20 protein-coding genes and 1 riboswitch are annotated in these 17974 nt (G+C 40.5%); of the genes, 14 read left to right on the top strand and 6 right to left on the bottom strand.

What is annotated here, in order from left to right:
* Positions 1–53 precede the first annotated feature (53 nt).
* The gene (locus tag ACSVDJ_RS09460) at positions 54–767 is read left to right on the top strand and encodes a hypothetical protein (RefSeq protein ID WP_439168298.1); all 714 of its coding nucleotides are present in this window, start codon (positions 54–56) and stop codon (positions 765–767) included.
* Positions 768–888: 121 nt separating this feature from the next.
* Here the strand turns inward: ACSVDJ_RS09460 and ACSVDJ_RS09455 are convergent, their stop codons facing one another.
* A complete protein-coding gene (locus tag ACSVDJ_RS09455; protein WP_439168296.1) occupies positions 889–1356 on the bottom strand; it encodes a hypothetical protein in 468 nt (155 codons plus the stop codon).
* A 234-nt stretch (positions 1357–1590) separates the two neighbouring features.
* A complete protein-coding gene (locus ACSVDJ_RS09450) occupies positions 1591–2466 on the bottom strand; it encodes a polysaccharide deacetylase family protein (RefSeq protein WP_439168294.1) in 876 nt (291 codons plus the stop codon).
* A 270-nt stretch (positions 2467–2736) separates the two neighbouring features.
* On the opposite strand from ACSVDJ_RS09450, the gene ACSVDJ_RS09445 reads away from it, so the two are divergent.
* The 3 genes from ACSVDJ_RS09445 (at position 2737) to ACSVDJ_RS09435 (ending at position 5885) form a co-directional block, all read left to right on the top strand.
* Entirely contained in the window at positions 2737–4023 is a 1287-nt protein-coding gene (locus ACSVDJ_RS09445; protein ID WP_439168292.1) for an NCS2 family permease, read from the top strand.
* A gap of 125 nt (positions 4024–4148) precedes the next feature.
* The gene (dapF, locus tag ACSVDJ_RS09440; RefSeq protein ID WP_439168291.1) at positions 4149–5141 is read left to right on the top strand and encodes a diaminopimelate epimerase; all 993 of its coding nucleotides are present in this window, start codon (positions 4149–4151) and stop codon (positions 5139–5141) included.
* A gap of 57 nt (positions 5142–5198) precedes the next feature.
* Complete coding sequence (locus tag ACSVDJ_RS09435) at positions 5199–5885, top strand: phosphatase PAP2 family protein (protein ID WP_439168289.1); 687 nt, start codon at positions 5199–5201, stop codon at positions 5883–5885.
* 55 nt (positions 5886–5940) lie between these two features.
* Here the strand turns inward: ACSVDJ_RS09435 and ACSVDJ_RS09430 are convergent, their stop codons facing one another.
* On the bottom strand, positions 5941–6558 hold the full coding sequence (locus ACSVDJ_RS09430; RefSeq protein ID WP_439168287.1) for a YkwD family sporulation-associated protein: 618 nt from the start codon (positions 6556–6558) through the stop codon (positions 5941–5943).
* Positions 6559–6879: 321 nt separating this feature from the next.
* Between ACSVDJ_RS09430 and adhP the strand changes: the two genes are divergently transcribed.
* The 8 genes from adhP (at position 6880) to ACSVDJ_RS09390 (ending at position 14707) form a co-directional block, all read left to right on the top strand.
* Positions 6880–7890 (top strand): alcohol dehydrogenase AdhP, encoded by a 1011-nt coding sequence (gene adhP / locus ACSVDJ_RS09425; protein ID WP_439168285.1) that lies wholly within the window; start codon positions 6880–6882, stop codon positions 7888–7890.
* Positions 7891–7949: 59 nt separating this feature from the next.
* Positions 7950–9467: an aldehyde dehydrogenase gene (gene adh, locus ACSVDJ_RS09420; protein WP_439168283.1), complete on the top strand. Its 1518-nt coding sequence runs from the start codon at positions 7950–7952 to the stop codon at positions 9465–9467.
* A gap of 19 nt (positions 9468–9486) precedes the next feature.
* Positions 9487–9843 carry a DUF779 domain-containing protein gene (locus ACSVDJ_RS09415; protein WP_439169062.1) on the top strand — a complete coding sequence of 119 codons (357 nt, stop codon included), beginning with the start codon at positions 9487–9489 and terminating at the stop codon, positions 9841–9843.
* A 136-nt stretch (positions 9844–9979) separates the two neighbouring features.
* Positions 9980–10171, top strand: a riboswitch (cobalamin riboswitch).
* 220 nt (positions 10172–10391) lie between these two features.
* Positions 10392–11426, top strand: coding sequence for an iron chelate uptake ABC transporter family permease subunit (locus tag ACSVDJ_RS09410; RefSeq protein ID WP_518620635.1), 1035 nt, complete (start codon positions 10392–10394; stop codon positions 11424–11426).
* Between the two features lies 1 nt (position 11427).
* Positions 11428–12225 (top strand): ABC transporter ATP-binding protein, encoded by a 798-nt coding sequence (locus ACSVDJ_RS09405; protein WP_439168280.1) that lies wholly within the window; start codon positions 11428–11430, stop codon positions 12223–12225.
* The gene (locus ACSVDJ_RS09400; RefSeq protein ID WP_439168278.1) at positions 12225–13256 is read left to right on the top strand and encodes a methyltransferase domain-containing protein; all 1032 of its coding nucleotides are present in this window, start codon (positions 12225–12227) and stop codon (positions 13254–13256) included. The genes ACSVDJ_RS09405 and ACSVDJ_RS09400 overlap by 1 nt, the downstream gene beginning before the upstream one ends.
* 18 nt (positions 13257–13274) lie before the next feature.
* Positions 13275–14261 carry an ABC transporter substrate-binding protein gene (locus ACSVDJ_RS09395; protein WP_439168276.1) on the top strand — a complete coding sequence of 329 codons (987 nt, stop codon included), beginning with the start codon at positions 13275–13277 and terminating at the stop codon, positions 14259–14261.
* 107 nt (positions 14262–14368) lie between these two features.
* Positions 14369–14707, top strand: a complete 339-nt coding sequence (locus ACSVDJ_RS09390) for a DUF4870 domain-containing protein (protein WP_439168274.1) — start codon at positions 14369–14371, stop codon at positions 14705–14707.
* 190 nt (positions 14708–14897) lie between these two features.
* On the opposite strand, the gene ACSVDJ_RS09385 is transcribed toward ACSVDJ_RS09390, so the two are convergent.
* Together ACSVDJ_RS09385 and ACSVDJ_RS09380 are read right to left on the bottom strand one after the other, a co-directional pair.
* Positions 14898–15032: a hypothetical protein gene (locus ACSVDJ_RS09385; RefSeq protein WP_439168272.1), complete on the bottom strand. Its 135-nt coding sequence runs from the start codon at positions 15030–15032 to the stop codon at positions 14898–14900.
* The gene (locus ACSVDJ_RS09380; RefSeq protein ID WP_439168270.1) at positions 15022–16062 is read right to left on the bottom strand and encodes a DUF2332 domain-containing protein; all 1041 of its coding nucleotides are present in this window, start codon (positions 16060–16062) and stop codon (positions 15022–15024) included. Before ACSVDJ_RS09380 ends, ACSVDJ_RS09385 begins: the two co-directional genes overlap by 11 nt.
* A gap of 315 nt (positions 16063–16377) precedes the next feature.
* On the opposite strand from ACSVDJ_RS09380, the gene ACSVDJ_RS09375 reads away from it, so the two are divergent.
* Together ACSVDJ_RS09375 and ACSVDJ_RS09370 are read left to right on the top strand one after the other, a co-directional pair.
* On the top strand, positions 16378–16758 hold the full coding sequence (locus ACSVDJ_RS09375) for a VOC family protein (RefSeq protein ID WP_439168268.1): 381 nt from the start codon (positions 16378–16380) through the stop codon (positions 16756–16758).
* A 171-nt stretch (positions 16759–16929) separates the two neighbouring features.
* Positions 16930–17532 (top strand): uracil-DNA glycosylase family protein, encoded by a 603-nt coding sequence (locus ACSVDJ_RS09370; RefSeq protein ID WP_439168267.1) that lies wholly within the window; start codon positions 16930–16932, stop codon positions 17530–17532.
* Between the two features lie 73 nt (positions 17533–17605).
* Here the strand turns inward: ACSVDJ_RS09370 and ACSVDJ_RS09365 are convergent, their stop codons facing one another.
* The gene (locus tag ACSVDJ_RS09365) at positions 17606–17929 is read right to left on the bottom strand and encodes a helix-turn-helix domain-containing protein (protein ID WP_439168265.1); all 324 of its coding nucleotides are present in this window, start codon (positions 17927–17929) and stop codon (positions 17606–17608) included.
* Positions 17930–17974 lie beyond the last annotated feature (45 nt).

The raw sequence follows: 17974 nt of genomic DNA, 5'->3' as shown, positions 1-17974 counted from the left end.
CTTCTTTTCTTCTCATTGTACATAACCATTCTGAAATGAAAGGAGGTGAAAACATGACAAAAAAACATGAGAAATTCTGTTGTCCAACACATATACCAGTTAGAGAGCAAATCGATGATTTTTGTATTCCTGAAGAGTGTTGTCCAGATCGCTTTCCTTCTCCTCAATTCCCATCTCCATCTAGCTGCTTGCCAAAAAAACTTCAAGCACAAGTAACGGATGATATTCGCAAAACAAATCAATTTTTACTTGATCTAGCATTATCCGATCATCGACCACCCCATGAAATATTTCAACAAGCGTTTGAAGGGTTAATAGATATACAAGTCGAGGTGACGACGCAATCGGGAGAAAGGATCAAAGGAGAGGTTGCGATCGTTGGGTTTGATTTTGTCAGTCTTTGTAATGGACAAACAGAATTCATTTTACCTTATGAGCAGGTGCAATTCATTACGTCTTGTGACCGTTTGGAAGAGCCTGATCATGAACCGGAATTAATAGATATCGAACTTTGTTGTCGACGAGAGCTCACTTTCCATTTCGGTCAAATCGTTTCATCTTCGCCCCAATTACTCCACATATTCTTCACAATACGATTAAATATCTATTTGTTCACTTTAGAAGGGAGACGAATCGAGATTCAAACCGAAGGAGCAACGAATGAAGGTGTTATGAAAGAGGTTGATAAAGACACGATCGTACTAGAAGTTGGAGAAGAGTGTAAAATCATACCGATTAATAAAGTTTTATTAATTACAATGAAGTGATAAAAAGCAAAGTCAGCTCGATGGGGAGCTGACTTTGTTTGTAGTTTGTACAAATATTTTGCGAATCATTCACTCGATTACATTGAAAAAAAGAGCAGTCAAATGAAGAAACAGATCGTTCTTAATGATGACAAGTGCAATAAAGAGGACAAGAATCTGTCGTTTGAAGATTGGCAATTTTATCGGTAGAAAAAATCCATGTATGACTTTTAGGAAGTTTCTTTTTGTCACACATATGGCAGAGAGTTTCTTTTTCTTTACTTGTTGGTTGTGAAGGGTCTTTGACTAACATTTCAACGAAGTTAGATCCGACTAGACAAATGATGCCATTCACTTGATCCTCATTATCTAGTTCAACCATCACTTCACAGCCTAACAGCTGCCGCAAACGAAAGTTAAGTCCATCTTGTAAGCCTGCTAATCGAATGCTAAAATTCTTGTCGCAAAGATTCTTTCGACACGTATTGCGTTTACAGTTGCAATGCTCTTTGTGAGATTGATGGCTACAACCGTGCTCTTTCTCATTTTCACAACAGGATTCTTTCGCTTCTTTATCAGGGGGATGGTTATTACAATGTTCCCTGGTCATATCACTTTCTTTGCGAAAAAACTTAAATTTCCAAAAATCACTTATTCCCAATGCTCATTTCTCCTTTCATCTATCCATTATTTAAGGGGGAAATGCCAACCGTTTGGCATATATTATCTTATGTAAGGTGTCAATGAATGGTATAGTATGTCTCCCTATTCGAAACAAATAGTTACATAGAAAGCAAAAAAGTCTCACCCACTTATCTAGATTTCGATAGGTGGGTGAAACTTGTTATGGACGTAATTGATAAGGCTTCATATTCTCATTTAACGCTCGCATCGTGTAGCCTTTTTCTTGTAAGCACTTTAGCAAATTAGGCAAAGATTGAGCGGTTGTTGGTTTTTCGTGTAATAAGATGATTTCTCCATTGCCTTGCGCTCTCTCTGGGCTTAAATGGTTTACCACATGATTGACGTAGGAGGGGCTGCGGAATTTCCAGTCGAGACTATCCACTGTCCAATCCCATAGCTTAAAGCCCGCTTCATTCGACTTTTGTTTATATTCTGGTGTCATATGAGGGAATGATCCGTAAGGTGTCCGAATTAAATGTGTTTCATATCCCGTAATTTCTTTAATCGCTTGTTGACCGGCTGTCATTTCATCCACAACGGCTTGAGCGTTGCGGTACACTTGTTTCACATCATGTGTTACGCCGTGCATCCCGACTGCATGACCTCTTTTGACCATTTCTTTTACTGCTTCTGGATGCTTGCGAATATTTGGCTCCATCATGAAGAAGGTAGCTTTTGCGTTATATTGGTCAAGAATATCTAGTAGCTTCATCGAGACAGGGAAAGGGCCATCATCAAATGTTAAATAGACGGTTTTTTCTTCCGGTGGAATGACAGGAACTGGTGCGATTTGCGGGAATTGCTTTCGCGCCTCTTCTTCCTTCTTTTTCTGAGCGGCCACTGCTGCTTGCTTCGCCTCTTCTTTCTCTTTTTGAACTTGCTCTTTTTTCTCAACCTCTTTTTGGTGAGCTAAAGCAACCGCTTGTTTCTTTTGGATGAGTTGATAAGTTACTAAGCTAAAAGATATAAATAATAACCCAGTGATCACCATCAACAATCGAATATTGCCATTCTTTCTTTTCTCTTTTGCTTTCAATGAAACTCACTCCACTTTCCTGTTTTAATGCTATGTAATGGTACAGATTACCTTGTGTGATACAAATAACTTATCCTGTATATATTAACATATTTTTTATTGTTAAAATAGCAATCTATGGAAGATTACAAAAAAACTATTTTTCTGATAATTGTATTGGTAGAAAACGTCGTTGTTCTTCATGAATGTCTTTGTTAAAATACAGTTTGTGGCTGTTTGCGCAGGCAAATAGCGGGTAGGGAGAGGGCGCTGTACGAGAGGTACATGTAGATGAAGAAGAATGGAGGATTTTTTCAATTAGTTGAGCACGGCACGACGGTCAAAAGAGAGGTGACAGCGGGAGCGATTGGTTTTTTCACGATCATTTATATCGTGGCGGTCAATTCTCTCATTTTGTCGGAGGCGGGGATTCCGTTTGAAGGAGCAGTCGTTGCCACGATTTTGAGCGCCTTTTTTGGCTGTTTGATGATGGCTTTTTGGGCGAATGCACCGATTTTATTAGTGCCGGGCATGGGAATCAATGCGATGTTCGCGTATACGTTCGTTCAGTCAATGGGCTTGAGCTGGCAGGAAGCACTCGGAGTAGTTGTGATATCAGGGCTTATTTTTATGCTTGTGTCTTTGACGAAAATGGCGGACTGGCTAAATGCGGCGATTCCAACGACATTAAAGGAAGCCATTTCAGTAGGATTGGGCTTGTTTTTAATGCTGATTGGGTTAGAAAAAGGCGGTTTGATCGTTCGCGGCGAAAATGCCATCGTAGCGTTAGGAGATTTGAGTGACTTATCTGTCATCATTACGCTAGTGACGTTACTGTTTGCCTTGTTCGTATTTATTAAAGGCTTACAAGGTGGCTTCTTATGGAGCATTCTGTTCGGTACGTTGTTAACGGCTGTATGTGGCTTGCTCCCGGAAGCCGGTGAAACATCTATTTCCTTTACAACCTATAAGGACGTATTCGGTGCGTTTTCATTCAGTCGCTGGATGGAAATACCGTTTTGGACAGCTGTCTTTTCACTAACGATGGTGCTTGTGTTTGAAAACATCGGCCTTGTGCACGGACATAACGAATTTGCTGGTCATCCTGAAAAGTTCAAGCGCGGCCTTCAAGCGACAGCCGCTTCTACGTTCACTTCAGGTTTATTCGGGACGAGCCCAACCGTAGCGACAGTGGAGACATCAGCGGCGATTGCTGCTGGAGGTCGAACAGGCTTGACACCTTTGACGACGGGAGTTCTATTTCTATTGTCGATCTTAGCGATTCCTTATATGAAATGGATTCCGGATATGGCGATTGCTCCTGTCCTCATCATTATTGGCGGGTTGATGGTGCAAAATATTCGTCATTTGGACTTGGCGGAATTAACCGAAGCCTTCCCGGCGATTTTCATTATCGTGATGATTCCGTTTACGTATAGCATCGCTGACGGTATGGCGATCGGATTCATCTTATATCCGTTGTTGAAAGTCATCACCGGTAAAGGAAAAGAAGTGTCGTGGCTATTGTATGTTATTGCGATCTTGTTCTTTCTTAATTTCGTGCTGCATTATATATAAGTAGAAAGTGGTGGGGGAAACTCCGCCACTTTTTTTTGTCACATTTGATCTCTTTCATAGACCATCACCCTCTACATTTGGTATGCTATAAAAAAGTTTTTGCCAAACGAAGGAGAGAGAGAAAAATGGAGATTAAAGTAACGAAATGTCACGGGTCAAGCAACGATTTTTTATTAATAAATGAGTGGACATATGGGTATTCTTTTACAGAGGAAGAGAGAAGAGAGTTGTCACTGGCGTTATGTGATCGATCGTCAAGTCTTGGAGCGGACGGGATTTTGTTTGTGATGGAGAGCGATCATGCCGACGCGAAGATGCGGATTTTTAATGCGGATGGGTCGGAAGCGTCGATGTGCGGTAATGGGCTTCGTTGTTTAGGCCGTTACGTGTGTGAGTTGCTTGGGAAAGATGAAATTGTTGTTGAGACGATGAAGGCGGATTTGCGGGTGAATCGTGAAGAAGAGCTGTATGAGAATGTGCCGACGTATCGAGTGGAAATTTCGCCTGTGCTGTTTGAATTGGAGCATTTACCGATGAAGGTAGAAGGGAAGACGACGTTATTAAATGAATATGTGCATGAATTATCTGATTCGATTCCGTTTTCTGCAGCAGCTGTGCCGAATCCACATTTGATTGCGATGGTCGATCGAGAGGAGCTAGCTTCTGACGTTCAAAAAACAATAAGTGAAAAATTGAATGGTCCGAATGAGATTTGTCCGGATGGGGTCAATGTTAGCTTTGTTCATTTTATGGAAGAAGGTCAAATTTATGTTCGTACGTTTGAGCGTGGGGTTGGATTCACGAATGCATGCGGAACAGCGATGTCAGCTTCTAGTTTAGTGACTTGTTTATTAGGCTTTAATCAATTTGACGAACCGATTGACGTCTATAATAACGGCGGGCAAGTTCGCTGTGTCGCTCATCCAAAAGGCGGAGATGAATTTTATATCGATTTAATCGGCAATGCGACTTACCTTTATGATGTCGATGTCACAGTCGATGTGAACAATCCAACAGCTTTTACGATTGGAGAGAAGCGCGATCGCAACGAGCAAGCTCAATATGAAAAGCTTGGACAGTCAGTGAAGGGGCTGTTAAGTGAAAAAGGAATTATTTAATGGAAAGAGGGGCCGTAAGCCTCTTTTTCATGTTTGAATTAGGAAGGAGAAGTGCGCTTGAATCAACAAGAGAAACAGCGAACGACGATGTATTATGCGCTACTGCTTGCTTTATTAGCTTTTTTTACATGGGGGTTTATCGAAATTGTTGCTGCGTTAAAAGCCGATAAAGTTGAAGCGTTTGATTTAGCGATTATTCACGAGGTGCAGTCGTGGATCAATGAGGAACGAACGAGAAAGATGATCTTCATTACCGACCTAGGCTCTGTTTCTTGGATGACAGTAGGAACGGTTTTGGTGGCGGCGATTCTTTTCGTGAAAAGAAGATTTAGCTACGCCTTATTTTTCATATTAACGGTGGCGTTAGGTGGAGCGTTTAACAGTTTGTTAAAAGAGGCATTTAGGCGGCAACGACCAGAGATTTTACGCTTGATCGAGCAAGGTGGATACAGCTTTCCGAGCGGGCATTCAATGGGCTCGTTTATTTTTTACGGAGCGATCGCATTTTTATTATTTGAACTGCTACGTCATCGTTGGGCTAAAGTAGTGGGAACAGTGGCCGCTTTTGGTCTCATTCTTCTCATCGGACTCACGCGAATTTACTTAGGCGTCCATTACCCGAGTGATGTTATTGGCGGCTTTACGATTGGAGCGGCTTGGTTGATTTTCTCTATTGCCGCTTTTCATTATTATCAAGATCGGATTCATCTTGCGAGGCAGGCGGGCATTCGTGAATCGTCATGAAAGAAACGACGAGAACCTATAACGTAGTAGGGGCTCGTCGTTTTTTTTGTCATCATTATTTGCGGATAAACATTTGGGTCCAGTAAATTCCTTGGCTGCCACCTTTATGATAGCCGACGCCGATATGTGTAAAATCTTTGCTGAGGATGTTCGCTCGATGACCGGAACTATTCATCCACGCATTAACAACGGCTTGCGGGGTTCGTTGCCCGGCAGCGATATTCTCTCCGGCTGATCGGTAGCTAATCCCGAATTTTTTCATCATATCAAACGGCGAACCGTATGTCGGACTCGTATGGGAGAAGTAGCCTTTGTTCGCCATATCTGCTGATTTGTAACGGGCAACGCGAGATAGTTCCCAATCGGTTGTCAATGGCGCTAGACCGTTCTTCTGCCGTTCGGCGTTCGTTAATCGGATGACCTCTTGTTCGAAATTTTTCACACCTGTTAAGCGCGGTATTTTCAGTACTTGATTTGGATAAATTAAACTAGGCGTTTTCACTTGTGGGTTCGCGTTAATAATCTCTTGTAAACCAATCTGGAACTTTACGGAGATGCGCCACATGCTGTCACCTGGCTTTACCGTATACGATTGGTAATTACTTTGGGCGTGCGACAGACTTGGGAAGACTAGGGAAAAAGCTAAAATCGTTAGCAAAATAATCTTTTTCATGTAATCGCTCCTTTCTTTAAATAACGATGTTAGTATGCAAAAAAGCGAGCGAAGCTATACACCCAATATAGTGAATGAATTATATTCAAAACATCTTGACATATCATTCAAAAATAAATAGATTAATAATTAAATCGTAATAATTACGTTTTATGTCACAAAGCCAAAAAATAGTCCTATTTTGCCGAAAAAATGGATGTGTTAGCCGATTTTTCGGCGTTATATTAAGAAAAAATATTATATTTTGAATATTTCACGCTTTTTTTTCGTTGGCACACTCCTTGCATATAGAGAATGACTACTATTAAGGAGGAATGAAACATGAAAGCAGCTGTTGTCAATGAGTTCAATCAACAATTAGAGGTGAAAGAGGTACCGAAACCAACATTAAATGCGGGAGAGGTTCTCGTGAAAATAGAAGCATGTGGCGTTTGTCATACTGATTTACATGCGGCTCACGGTGATTGGCCGGTCAAACCGAAGCTACCATTAATTCCTGGCCATGAAGGTGTTGGGATTATTGAAGAAGTAGCGAGTGATGTTCAGTCGGTTAAAGTTGGAGATCGAGTGGGAATTCCATGGTTATATTCTGCTTGTGGTGATTGTGAATATTGTTTAAGTGGTAGAGAAACGCTTTGTCCTGATCAATTAAACGGTGGTTACTCTGTTGACGGTGGCTATGCAGAATATTGTAAAGCGCCAGCTGCTTACGTGGCAAAAATTCCTGATGGATTAGATCCAGTTGAAGTTGCCCCTATCCTTTGTGCCGGAGTGACGACATATAAAGCATTAAAAGTATCGGAAGCCAAGCCTGGAGATTGGGTCGCGATTTATGGAATTGGTGGTCTTGGACATATTGCTCTTCAATATGCTAAAGCGATGGGATTCAACGTCGTAGCAGTCGATATTCAAAAGGAAAAACTAGAATTAGCAACTAAGCTAGGTGCAGATTATACAGTGAACGGTATGGAAACGGACCCGGTAGAAGCGATTCAAAAAGCGGTTGGCGGTGTACAAGCAGCGATCAGTGTAGCGGTGACGAAAAAAGCGTTCGAACAAGCCTATCAATCCGTAAAGCGTGGCGGTAGCTTAGTCGTTGTTGGCTTACCGAATGATGAACTTCCGATTCCAATCTTTGATACGGTGTTAAATGGTGTAGCTGTGAAAGGTTCAATTGTTGGAACGAGAAAAGATATGCAAGAAGCACTCGATTTCGCTGCTCGCGGAAAAGTTCGTGCGATTATTGAATCGGCTCCATTAGATGCGATCAATGACGTATTTGACCAAATGGAACAAGGAAAAATTAATGGTCGAATCGTGCTAACTATGTAGTTTTGTAACCGCTTGATCGAAATGTGTGTAGTGTATGAACGAACAGGGGAGGTAATCATATGATTTATGCTCAACCAGGACAAGCTGATGCGAAGGTAAGCTTTAAGAAGAGATATGACAACTGGATTAATGGCGAATGGACACCTCCAGTCAATGGGGAATATTTCTCCAACGTCACACCTGTTACGGGAGGGGCGTTCTGTGAAGTCGCTCGTTCTCAAGAAGAAGATGTTGAAAGAGCTTTAGACGCTGCTCATGCGGCGAAAGAAGCATGGGGAAAAACTTCTCCAACAGAGCGCGCGATTATCTTAAACAAAATCGCTGATCGTATGGAAGAGAACTTAGAAATGCTTGCCGTCGCTGAAACATGGGATAACGGCAAAGCAGTTCGTGAAACTTTAAATGCGGATCTGCCGCTAGCGATTGATCACTTCCGTTATTTTGCCGGAGCAATTCGAGCTCAAGAAGGGTCTTTAAGTCAAATTGATGAAAAAACAGTCGCCTACCATTTCCAAGAGCCGCTTGGAGTTGTCGGTCAAATCATTCCATGGAACTTCCCGCTCTTGATGGCAGTTTGGAAGCTGGCTCCTGCTTTAGCAGCCGGAAACTGTGTTGTACTTAAACCAGCCGAGCAAACACCTGCCTCGATTCTAGTATTAATGGAGCTGATTGGTGATATTTTACCTCCAGGAGTCGTGAATATTGTCAACGGCTTCGGCTTAGAATGCGGTAAGCCACTAGCCACTAGCCCACGAATTGCGAAAGTTGCGTTCACTGGAGAAACAACGACGGGCCGCTTAATTATGCAATATGCATCACAAAATATTATTCCTGTCACACTTGAGCTTGGTGGTAAATCACCGAATGTTTTCTTTGAAGATGTCATGGCTCAAGATGATGCGTACTTAAATAAAGCGGTTGAAGGATTTGTTCTATTTGCTTTAAATCAAGGGGAAGTATGTACATGTCCATCACGAGCGCTCATTCAAGAATCGATCTATGATCAATTTATGGAGCGAGCATTAGAACGCGTGAAGCAAATCAAAACAGGCAATCCACTAGATACGGAAACGATGATGGGGGCTCAAGCTTCTAATGAACAAATGGAGAAAATTCTTTCCTATGTTGATATCGGTAAACAAGAAGGAGCCGCTTGCTTAACAGGTGGCGAGCGCAATCAATTCGCCGGTTTTGAAAACGGCTACTACATGAAGCCAACCGTCTTTAAAGGAGATAACAGTATGCGTATTTTCCAAGAAGAAATTTTTGGCCCTGTCGTGTCTGTCACTACGTTTAAAGATGAAAAAGAAGCACTGCAAATCGCCAATGATACGTTATATGGACTTGGTGCCGGTGTTTGGTCAAGAAATATGAATCTTGCTTATGAAATGGGGCGCGGTATTCAAGCCGGACGTGTGTGGACGAACTGTTATCATGCGTACCCAGCTCATGCGGCGTTCGGTGGTTACAAAATGTCAGGAATCGGACGCGAAAATCACTTAATGATGCTGTCTCACTACCAACAAACGAAAAACTTGCTCGTCAGCTATAGCGAGGATGCTCTTGGATTCTTCTAAATAGAAGGAGGGATTTTCAATCGTTGAACGCGTAACCGCAACAGCAGCAGCCTTACAATTAATTGAGAAGTTAAAGGAAAGACATGGGCCTTTAATGTTTCATCAGTCCGGTGGGTGCTGTGATGGCAGCTCGCCGATGTGCTATCCAGAAGGAGATTTTTTAACTGGCCGAAGCGATGTCTTATTAGGGGAAATTGGTGGTTGTCCTTTTTACATGAATGCCGCTCAATTTGACTATTGGAAGCATACCCAGCTAATCATCGATGTTGTTGATGGTCAAGGTGGAATGTTTTCATTAGAAGGACGAGAAGGTAAGCGTTTTCTTACTAGATCACGTGTTTTTACCGAAGAAGAACGAGCAGAATTGAATCAGTAATATCACCCCCTTGTGGAGAAGTTCTCTGCAGGGGGTTTTGACTTGAAAGAACTAAGTGCGACAAAATATTAAACTTTCCACTATTTTGATAATGGTAGACATTTTTAGCTTTAATGTAGTAATATTTAGAAAAGTTCATATTTATTATTAGACAGGTGCTATATTTACTCGAAAATATGTATAGCTTAAAAGGGAAGTTCGGTGAAAGTCCGGCACGGTTCCCGCCACTGTAAGTCAGAGCGACCTGAAACATGCCACTGTGAATAACGGGAAGGCTCAGGGAGTGTAGAAGATGAGTCAGGAGACCTGCCCGTTTAGTAAATACGAAATAACCTACGGGATATAGGGGGTGTTGACGGAAAGTATGATCGTTGTGCTAGTTTTATGCATAGACAATCTTTTTTGTGAGCATTTAAACTCGACGGGTTTAAATGCTCTTTTTATTTGTCAGAAAAACATATGACATTGATGTGAAGGGGGAGTTACCAATCGAGCAAGTACAAACAATTTCCATCGAAAAAAGAAAGAAATCGAGCGTCAATTATAAGCTGTCTTTTTTTATCTTTTTTTTAATTAGCGTTCTTGTTGTTTCTATTACGATCGCGATTATGGTAGGGCCTGTATCGATTCATCCGCTGACTGTATGGAAGATTGCTCTGTCAAAAGCCTTTTCTCTTGAGCATGTGATCACAAAAGACTGGTCAGCCGCTCAAGAAAATATTGTTTGGAATTTAAGGTTTCCGAGAGTGATATTAGCTGTCATTGCTGGAGCTGGCTTAGCGATCAACGGAACATCCGTTCAAGCGCTTGTTCGCAACTCATTAGCCGATCCGTACATATTAGGTGTATCTTCTGGCGCATCAGTTGGTGCTACGTTAGTGATTATATTTGGGGCCTTTTCCATATTCGGACAGTATGCGCTAATCACGGCTGCCTTTATCGGCTCCTTGCTTTCTATTATTCTTGTGTATTTTCTAGCTCAAGTGGGCGGAAAGATTTCAACAGTGAGATTATTATTAGCGGGGATCGCTATTTCCATGGTGCTTTCTGCTATTACCAGCTTTATTGTGATATCAGCACCGAAAGAAGAAGGAATAAGAGATGCGATGTTTTGGATGATGGGGAGCCTGGCAGGTGCTAAGTGGGAGTATATTCCTATTCCCGCCCTTGTCATATGTTTAGGGTTTCTATTTTTATGGTCTCAATATCGGGCGTTGAACATTTTGTTAATGGGGGAAGAGGCAGCGGTCACGTTAGGAGTGAATGTTGAAACGTTTAGAAAAGTTCTGATTGTCACTACTGCTTTAATGACAGGCGTGCTCGTATCTGTATGCGGTTCCATCGGCTTTCTTGGCCTAATGGTGCCTCACATTGTTCGTTTAATGGTCGGATCGGATCATCAAAAAGTGTTACCGATTAGCGCTTTAATCGGAGCGATCTTCCTCGTGTGGGCAGATATAGTTGCCAAACAAGTGATTGCTCCAGAAGAAATGCCGATTGGGATTGTGACAGCACTTTGCGGTGGACCATTCTTTCTATGGATGCTAAGAAGAAGCCATTACGCTTTTGGAGGGGAGAAGTAGGGTGAACATCTCTGTACAAAATATAAGCTCAAGTATTGAAAAGAAACCATTGTTGAAAAACGTTCATGCGGATATTGCTTCAGGAGAGTTTGTTGGTCTCATAGGACCGAACGGAAGTGGCAAATCAACCCTTTTGAAAAACATCTATCGCGTGCTCAAGCCTGATGCGGGAATGATCACATTAGATGACGAAAATATTTTCAAGCTTTCCTCGCGCAATGTGGCCCAAAAATTAGCGGTCGTTAGTCAAGAAACACCGTCGTTATTTGATTTTACCGTAGCTGAAATTGTCTCGATGGGGCGCTCTCCACATAAAAAGTTTCTGGAAGCGGATTCAAAAAAGGATCATCAAGTGATGGATCATTGTCTTCAAAAGGTGGGAATGACGGATTTCATCCATACACCGTTCTCCTCCTTATCAGGTGGAGAGAAGCAAAGAGTGATGATCGCCCGTGCCCTCGCTCAAGAAGCACAAGTGCTAGTATTAGACGAACCGACGAATCATTTAGACATTCATCATCAGCTCCAACTACTAGACCTTGTTCGCAAGCTGAACATGACGGTCTTCGCCGCTTTACATGATTTAAATTTAGCGGCGGCTTATTGCGATCGTATCTATGTCATTGACAACGGCGAAATGATTATATCGGGTACACCAGCTGAAGTGCTGACAACGGACATGCTCAAGGAAGTTTTTCGAGTGGAAGCCGATATTATCGTCCATCCTTTGACGAACAAAATCCATATTACTTATTTATCGGAAGGGATGATCCAGCAGTCGGAAAGAGAGGTGATTTAATGTCCATCACCACATGTCAAGTATGCGGATTTATTTACGATGAATGGGCGGGAGATACAAAAAATGGCGTTCCTAAAGGGACATCCTTATATGAGTTGGCTGGCAGCTTGTGTAATAGATGCGGGCTGCAAGGAGAAAGGCATTTGAAAGAGCCAACTGCTGTTTATGAAAACATGGAAGCAGATTATTATGATCAATTTGCAGGGAAGTCAGGAGTCTCCTTTTATTGCGACTTCCTTGCAAACGGTGATCCTCAGCAACAAGTGTTAGAAATAGGGGTTGGTACAGGGCGAATTGCCGTAGAACTTTGCCGAAAAGGGATACCCGTAACAGGCATCGATCATAGTGGTGACATGTTAAAGGTCGCTAATAAAAAAGCGAAAGCGTTTCTGAAACATCAGCCCGATTTACTTGAATTAATCCAAATGGACGTTCAGCAGCTAGAGCTTAATCAACCCTTTTCACATATTATTTTGCCTGATGGTGTACTCCAGCATTTTACTGTCATGAGTGAACAAGTGGCTATTTTACAAAAAATACATACCCATTTAAGGCAAGATGGAATGATAGCTATAGACATTATTTTACCGCCCGTAAGCAAAGAATGGACGTTTCGTCACCGAAAAAAATTAATGAATCAGCAAGAAATACATGTAGACATTCAAGGAGAAACCTCTTTGACGAGGCAAATTTACCGCTATGAAGCCACCTTTGAAAAGTTTGTTCAAGGCCAAAGCAAAGAGCGATATCGAGTGGACCGTGAGCTAAGTCTCATGCTCCCTAAAGAAGCGGCGCTTTTATTAGAGAGCCAAGGATTTAAGGTGGTGAAGATGGTGAATAACTATCAATCTCATCATATACAAGGGTGGCAATCATCTTATCCTTTATTAAAAACAAATGAAAGCTTACAAGAAGAGGTTCACGAGTTTAAAGAGAGTGTGTGGAGCAATGGAGGATATCCATTCAGCGGGCTAATCGAAGAAAAACATGCAGCTCCCGTTGAATATTGGACGATTATTGCTAAAAAATAAGAATAAAAGGAGAAAAAAATGAAAAAGTTAAAACAAAGTATATTTGCGAGTATGGTCGCTTTATTGTTATTAATCACAACAGCATGTAACCAATCCGCATTACCAACAGAGAAACCAGCTGATAAGAATACCGAAGTAACCGGGCCAGTTACGATTGAAAATATGGATCGAACGCTGACCTTTGAAGAAGCACCTAAACGAGCTGTCACGTTAAATCAACACACAACAGAAATTATGCTTGCTCTCGGTTTAGAAGATTCAATGGTAGGCACGGCCTATTTAGATGACGAAATTTTGCCAGAGTATAAAGAAGCTTATGAGAAAATCAAAGTGCTATCTGATCAATACCCGAGCCAAGAAGTATTTTTAGGGGTAGAACCAGATTTTGCGTATGCTGGCTGGCAAAGCGCCTTTACAGACAAGGCGTTAGGAACAGTAGAACAGCTTGAACAATTCGGCGTGAAATCTTATTCACAACAATCTTCGAGTATGTCAGGTCCAACGATGGCCGATGTATTTACAGACATTTTAAACATCGGACGCATCTTTAGAGTAGAAGATCGAGCGGAAACGTTAGTTCAAAACATGAAAGAAGGAATGACTGCCGTTCATGAAAAGGTGAAAGACGTGGAAGACCCTATTAGCGTATTCGTTTATGATGGCGGAGAAAAAGAACCGATGACAGCTGGGCAAAACTTCTTAAATGAGCTGATTACATTAGCCGGGGGCTCAAATATTTTTAACGATATTGAAAAGGGGTGGGCAACCGCTTCTTGGGAAGAAGTGGTCAACCGCAACCCAGAAATCATTGCGATCATTGATTACGGTGATACAACGGTCGAGCAGAAAAAAGAATTTTTATTAAACCAACCGGCATTACAGGACGTCGAAGCCATTAAAAACGAACGTTTCGTCACTTTGCCATTATCGGCGGGAGCGGAAGGTGTTAGAGGGCCAACCGCCATTGAAACGCTAGCTAAGGCTTTTTATCCAGAGAAATTTTAACAGAAAAAGATTAGTAAAATAATCTGAAACATTATCCTCTCTCATACGTACATAATAATAGTAGGTGAAATTATTTTATTATTTATTAGTGATTGGAGAGGATGAAAGTGGAAGGATTGAAAATGCCATCTAATGATGAAAGACTTTTGGCAGCAGCGATTTATGTATCGAGCTTATTTACAGTTTTTATTGGTCCGTTAGTGATTTGGTTGATTAAAAAAGACCAGTCATCATTTGTGGACTACCATGGGAAAGAATATTTTAACTTTCTTATTTCATACGGAATTTATGCCTTCATCAGCTCTATTTTAGTGATTATCTTAATTGGTGCCTTGTTTCTATGGATATTAGGTATACTCGTACTAGTTTTCACAATCATTGCGGCTATTCGAGCTTATGAAGGAAAAAGATATCGAATTCCATTTGTCATTAGAATTATTCGTTGATCTTAAGGGGATTGTCTAAAAAGCCCTATGTCGACTAATAAGTATTCAAATTTAAACCCCAGAATGTTCATTTTACGGCATTCTGGGGTTTGTTTTCTTCATTTTGTATGAAAATAGACTTCCTGATATATAGTTTTTCAGCGCCTGCTGGAGCAGATGGCCCTGACACCTCAACCACATTTTCTGTGAATCAATCAAATCTACTTTGTTCATTTGATTGATTCAATTTAGAATTCATTCCTTTCATCACGTCTTTACAAATCTTATCTTGATAATCATAAAATGTAGTTAAAGCCATCGATCCGTTCATTGTTTCAATTTGCATTCCATGGAACCAACCATTTAAACCATCTACCGTGACCGTCTGTTTCAGCGATGGTTTGCTTATGTTCAACCCCATTTAAATAGTAATCCAGATGTAAATTTCTATCTTGAATATTATTGTAAATATGAAAAACATCTCGTTTCAATCCTATTGACTCTACATGGTGTAAGAGTAATTGTTTGATTTCTAGTGGCATTTGGTTTGCAACATGGGTATGAAAAATACAAACTGTATGATCCTTTGGTGTGTTTTCAACAAACTCTGTTAATAAAGACACTCCATCTCCTTCAACCAATTGAATTGGATATTCATTAATATAACTAGCAGCTTTTTCGAACATGATCAGTCTTTCTTTATGTTCAGGCCATATTAACGATTTCAGCCATAAATTTTCTTCCTCATCTGTTACATTAACTGTATTTAAATCAACTCCTACTCTTGTTGATACTGGTGGTGGTGTTGAGAGTAGAAATGGTGTTATGTCACCTTTTAGCTCTGATGTTATATGCAGTCTTGAATGTTTGTTTCCAACAATTTTATCTGTGTTATATGAATAGGCATACTTATCCCATAACAATTGTAATCCTGCACTAGTTCCAATTTCGATAAGTGCCAATGGCTTTTTCGTTTTCTCATAAATAAAACTAAAAGTGGGGTAAAGGTAAGCACATCTTCGTACCTCGTTTGTTTGAACAAGTTTTGTTTGTAACAGATGTAGAATTTCCTTCTTGTTTATTAAGCAAAATTCCTTAAAGTATTCAAACGAATCATTAGGTGGTTTAGCTTCAACTACTATACTAGAGTAGAATGCTTTTAATTTGTGTTCATTTCCTTTGAACAGGAGGTACTGTACTGCACCAAAAAGTAGGTTTGGAACAGGTTGTTCATTACGTGCGTTCGTGCACAGCTCTAATAGTTCATCATCTTGTGCAATTTCTAATGCTAAAAATTCGTACAATTCGCTAGAGCCTCTACATTCATATTCGCCAAAAGTCGTAAATTTTTGAGATAACACTTCTTTACTCAGCATAAAATCTCCTCCAACTAATATGACCTAATCAATCCTTTTGCTTATTTCGACAATTATTATGTAATTTCCTATGGTACTTTTACCTCTTTTATTAGTTGAATAAGCAATTAATATGATGCTCGACTAAAAACATTAGTACAAACTAAGGCTAAGGTCTGACATTAGGCGTATGATAATCAAGTGTTACTGTATCCTCTTGGAATTATAGAAGAACTCAATGTATTGGAAGCATACTGAACACCCCGTGTGTTTAGTGTTTTTGCGACAGTTTTAAAGTGATATAATTTAAATACAAAATATAAAGGAGTGAAATAAATGATTCATATAGTCGGTCAAATTATGTTGTATGTAAATGATCAAGATGAGGCAGTTAATTTTTGGACTGAAAAAGTAGGGTTTAGTATAATTTCTGAAGAAGATAACGGTCAAGGAATGAGATGGATTGAAATCGCTCCAACAAATGATGTTGAAACAAGTATAATACTCCATAATAAGGAGTTAATTTCTAAAATGGAACCTGAACTAAATGTTGGTACACCTTCTTTAATGTTCTTCTCAAAAAATCTCGATAAATTATATAACGATTTATCAAATAAAAATGTTACAGTCGGAGAAATTGTAAATATGCCTTCTGGTAGAGTATTTAACTTCGCAGATAGTGAAGGGAATTATTTTGCAGTCATGGAAAAAAAATAAATATCAAATGAATGAAAAAATATTAATGAAGTATATGACTCAATCACTTTCAAAAATGTATTTTCCATCTTCGTCACTTGTTAACGTGCTTTGTGGTGGTGGTTATTAAAAAGTGCTCCAAAAGAGAAAGATAAAACAACACCATCGAAATAAAGATCGGAGAATTTCGCCATGTACCATTATGAAAAAGGAAAACAAGACGATATCGCCTTTGTCTTTTCTTGTCCAGGAGCTATTGAAGAAATGGAAGGAAGGCCTGCTGCTGGACGAACAGGAAAGAATCTGGAGCGCTTGCTGTCCATTTTAAATCAAGAATACGGACAAGCCATCAACTGGACAAGAAATGATATTACAATCACGAATGCTTGGAGTCATGTTGAATACAAAGCACTTAGTGGAAGAACGGAAGCAACGGTGAAAGAAGTTCTTTCAGCAGAAAATCTTCGCCGCTTATCCGAAGAAATTAAAGATGTGAAAACGGCGATCATTTGCTCTGGCCAGCGTGCAGTGACAGCCGTTTTCACATTAGCTAATGAAGGAGCATTGAATCCCTCTGTTCAAGTTGTGAAGATTAGACATTTAGGCTTGCGATCGCTGAATCAAATTAAGGAAGATATAAATGGTCATCCCATTATGTTAATCGATGAAGCGAAAAAAGCTGGATCTTCAACGAAAGAGTTAAAGCAAATGGGCGTTGAAAATACAGGGAAGCGTTTGCGAGTAGTGGCTCAAGAACTAATTAATGAGCTAAGAAACCGTGCAGAAAAACAATAATGGGCAGGATTCATTATTGTTTTTCTGCTAGCTCAATAATACTGTAAAAAAACATAGTTTCGGAATGCTCCGCCTACTTCTTCCGCTCATTCAACAAATACCTCAACTGCCTCGTACTGATCCCTAGTCGTTTCGCCGCTTCTTTTCGATTGCCGAGTGTGTCTTTTAGTGATTTCGTAATAAAGGCTTTCATAGCTTCGCTTTCCAACTGTTTGATTTTCTGCTGGATTTCATCAAGTTTTGTTTCTTGCGGGCTGTTCCAAGCGTCTAATAGCTGTTGCTGCCATGTTTGCACATAGCTTTCAAAGCTTGGTGTAGGCAGTGGGATAGAAGTAGAAGCAGCTACTGGGCGGCAAAGCAATTTTTCCGGAAGCAGTTCTGGTGGAATGATCGTCATTTCTTCATCTGCTAAGGCGATCGTTCGTTTGAGAACATTTACAAG

It is taken from the genome of Bacillus sp. Hm123 (assembly GCF_051842975.2).
In the GTDB taxonomy this organism is placed as follows: domain Bacteria; phylum Bacillota; class Bacilli; order Bacillales; family Domibacillaceae; genus Bacillus_CE.
The sequence above is the reverse complement of the archived record's forward strand: the minus strand, read 5'-3'. Positions and strand labels throughout refer to the sequence as shown.

Bases quoted from the DNA above. Each gene is read 5' to 3' on its own strand.
- ACSVDJ_RS09460 (WP_439168298.1), top strand. From the start codon at position 54: ATGACAAAAAAACATGAGAAATTCTGTTGTCCAACACATATACCAGTT.
- ACSVDJ_RS09455 (WP_439168296.1), bottom strand. From the start codon at position 1,356: ATGACCAGGGAACATTGTAATAACCATCCCCCTGATAAAGAAGCGAAA.
- ACSVDJ_RS09445 (WP_439168292.1), top strand. From the start codon at position 2,737: ATGAAGAAGAATGGAGGATTTTTTCAATTAGTTGAGCACGGCACGACG.
- dapF (WP_439168291.1), top strand. From the start codon at position 4,149: ATGGAGATTAAAGTAACGAAATGTCACGGGTCAAGCAACGATTTTTTA.
- ACSVDJ_RS09430 (WP_439168287.1), bottom strand. From the start codon at position 6,558: ATGAAAAAGATTATTTTGCTAACGATTTTAGCTTTTTCCCTAGTCTTC.
- adhP (WP_439168285.1), top strand. From the start codon at position 6,880: ATGAAAGCAGCTGTTGTCAATGAGTTCAATCAACAATTAGAGGTGAAA.
- adh (WP_439168283.1), top strand. From the start codon at position 7,950: ATGATTTATGCTCAACCAGGACAAGCTGATGCGAAGGTAAGCTTTAAG.
- ACSVDJ_RS09400 (WP_439168278.1), top strand. From the start codon at position 12,225: ATGTCCATCACCACATGTCAAGTATGCGGATTTATTTACGATGAATGG.
- ACSVDJ_RS09395 (WP_439168276.1), top strand. From the start codon at position 13,275: ATGAAAAAGTTAAAACAAAGTATATTTGCGAGTATGGTCGCTTTATTG.
- ACSVDJ_RS09385 (WP_439168272.1), bottom strand. From the start codon at position 15,032: ATGCAAATTGAAACAATGAACGGATCGATGGCTTTAACTACATTTTAT.
- ACSVDJ_RS09380 (WP_439168270.1), bottom strand. From the start codon at position 16,062: ATGCTGAGTAAAGAAGTGTTATCTCAAAAATTTACGACTTTTGGCGAA.
- ACSVDJ_RS09375 (WP_439168268.1), top strand. From the start codon at position 16,378: ATGATTCATATAGTCGGTCAAATTATGTTGTATGTAAATGATCAAGAT.
- ACSVDJ_RS09370 (WP_439168267.1), top strand. From the start codon at position 16,930: ATGTACCATTATGAAAAAGGAAAACAAGACGATATCGCCTTTGTCTTT.
- ACSVDJ_RS09365 (WP_439168265.1), bottom strand. From the start codon at position 17,929: ATGACGATCATTCCACCAGAACTGCTTCCGGAAAAATTGCTTTGCCGC.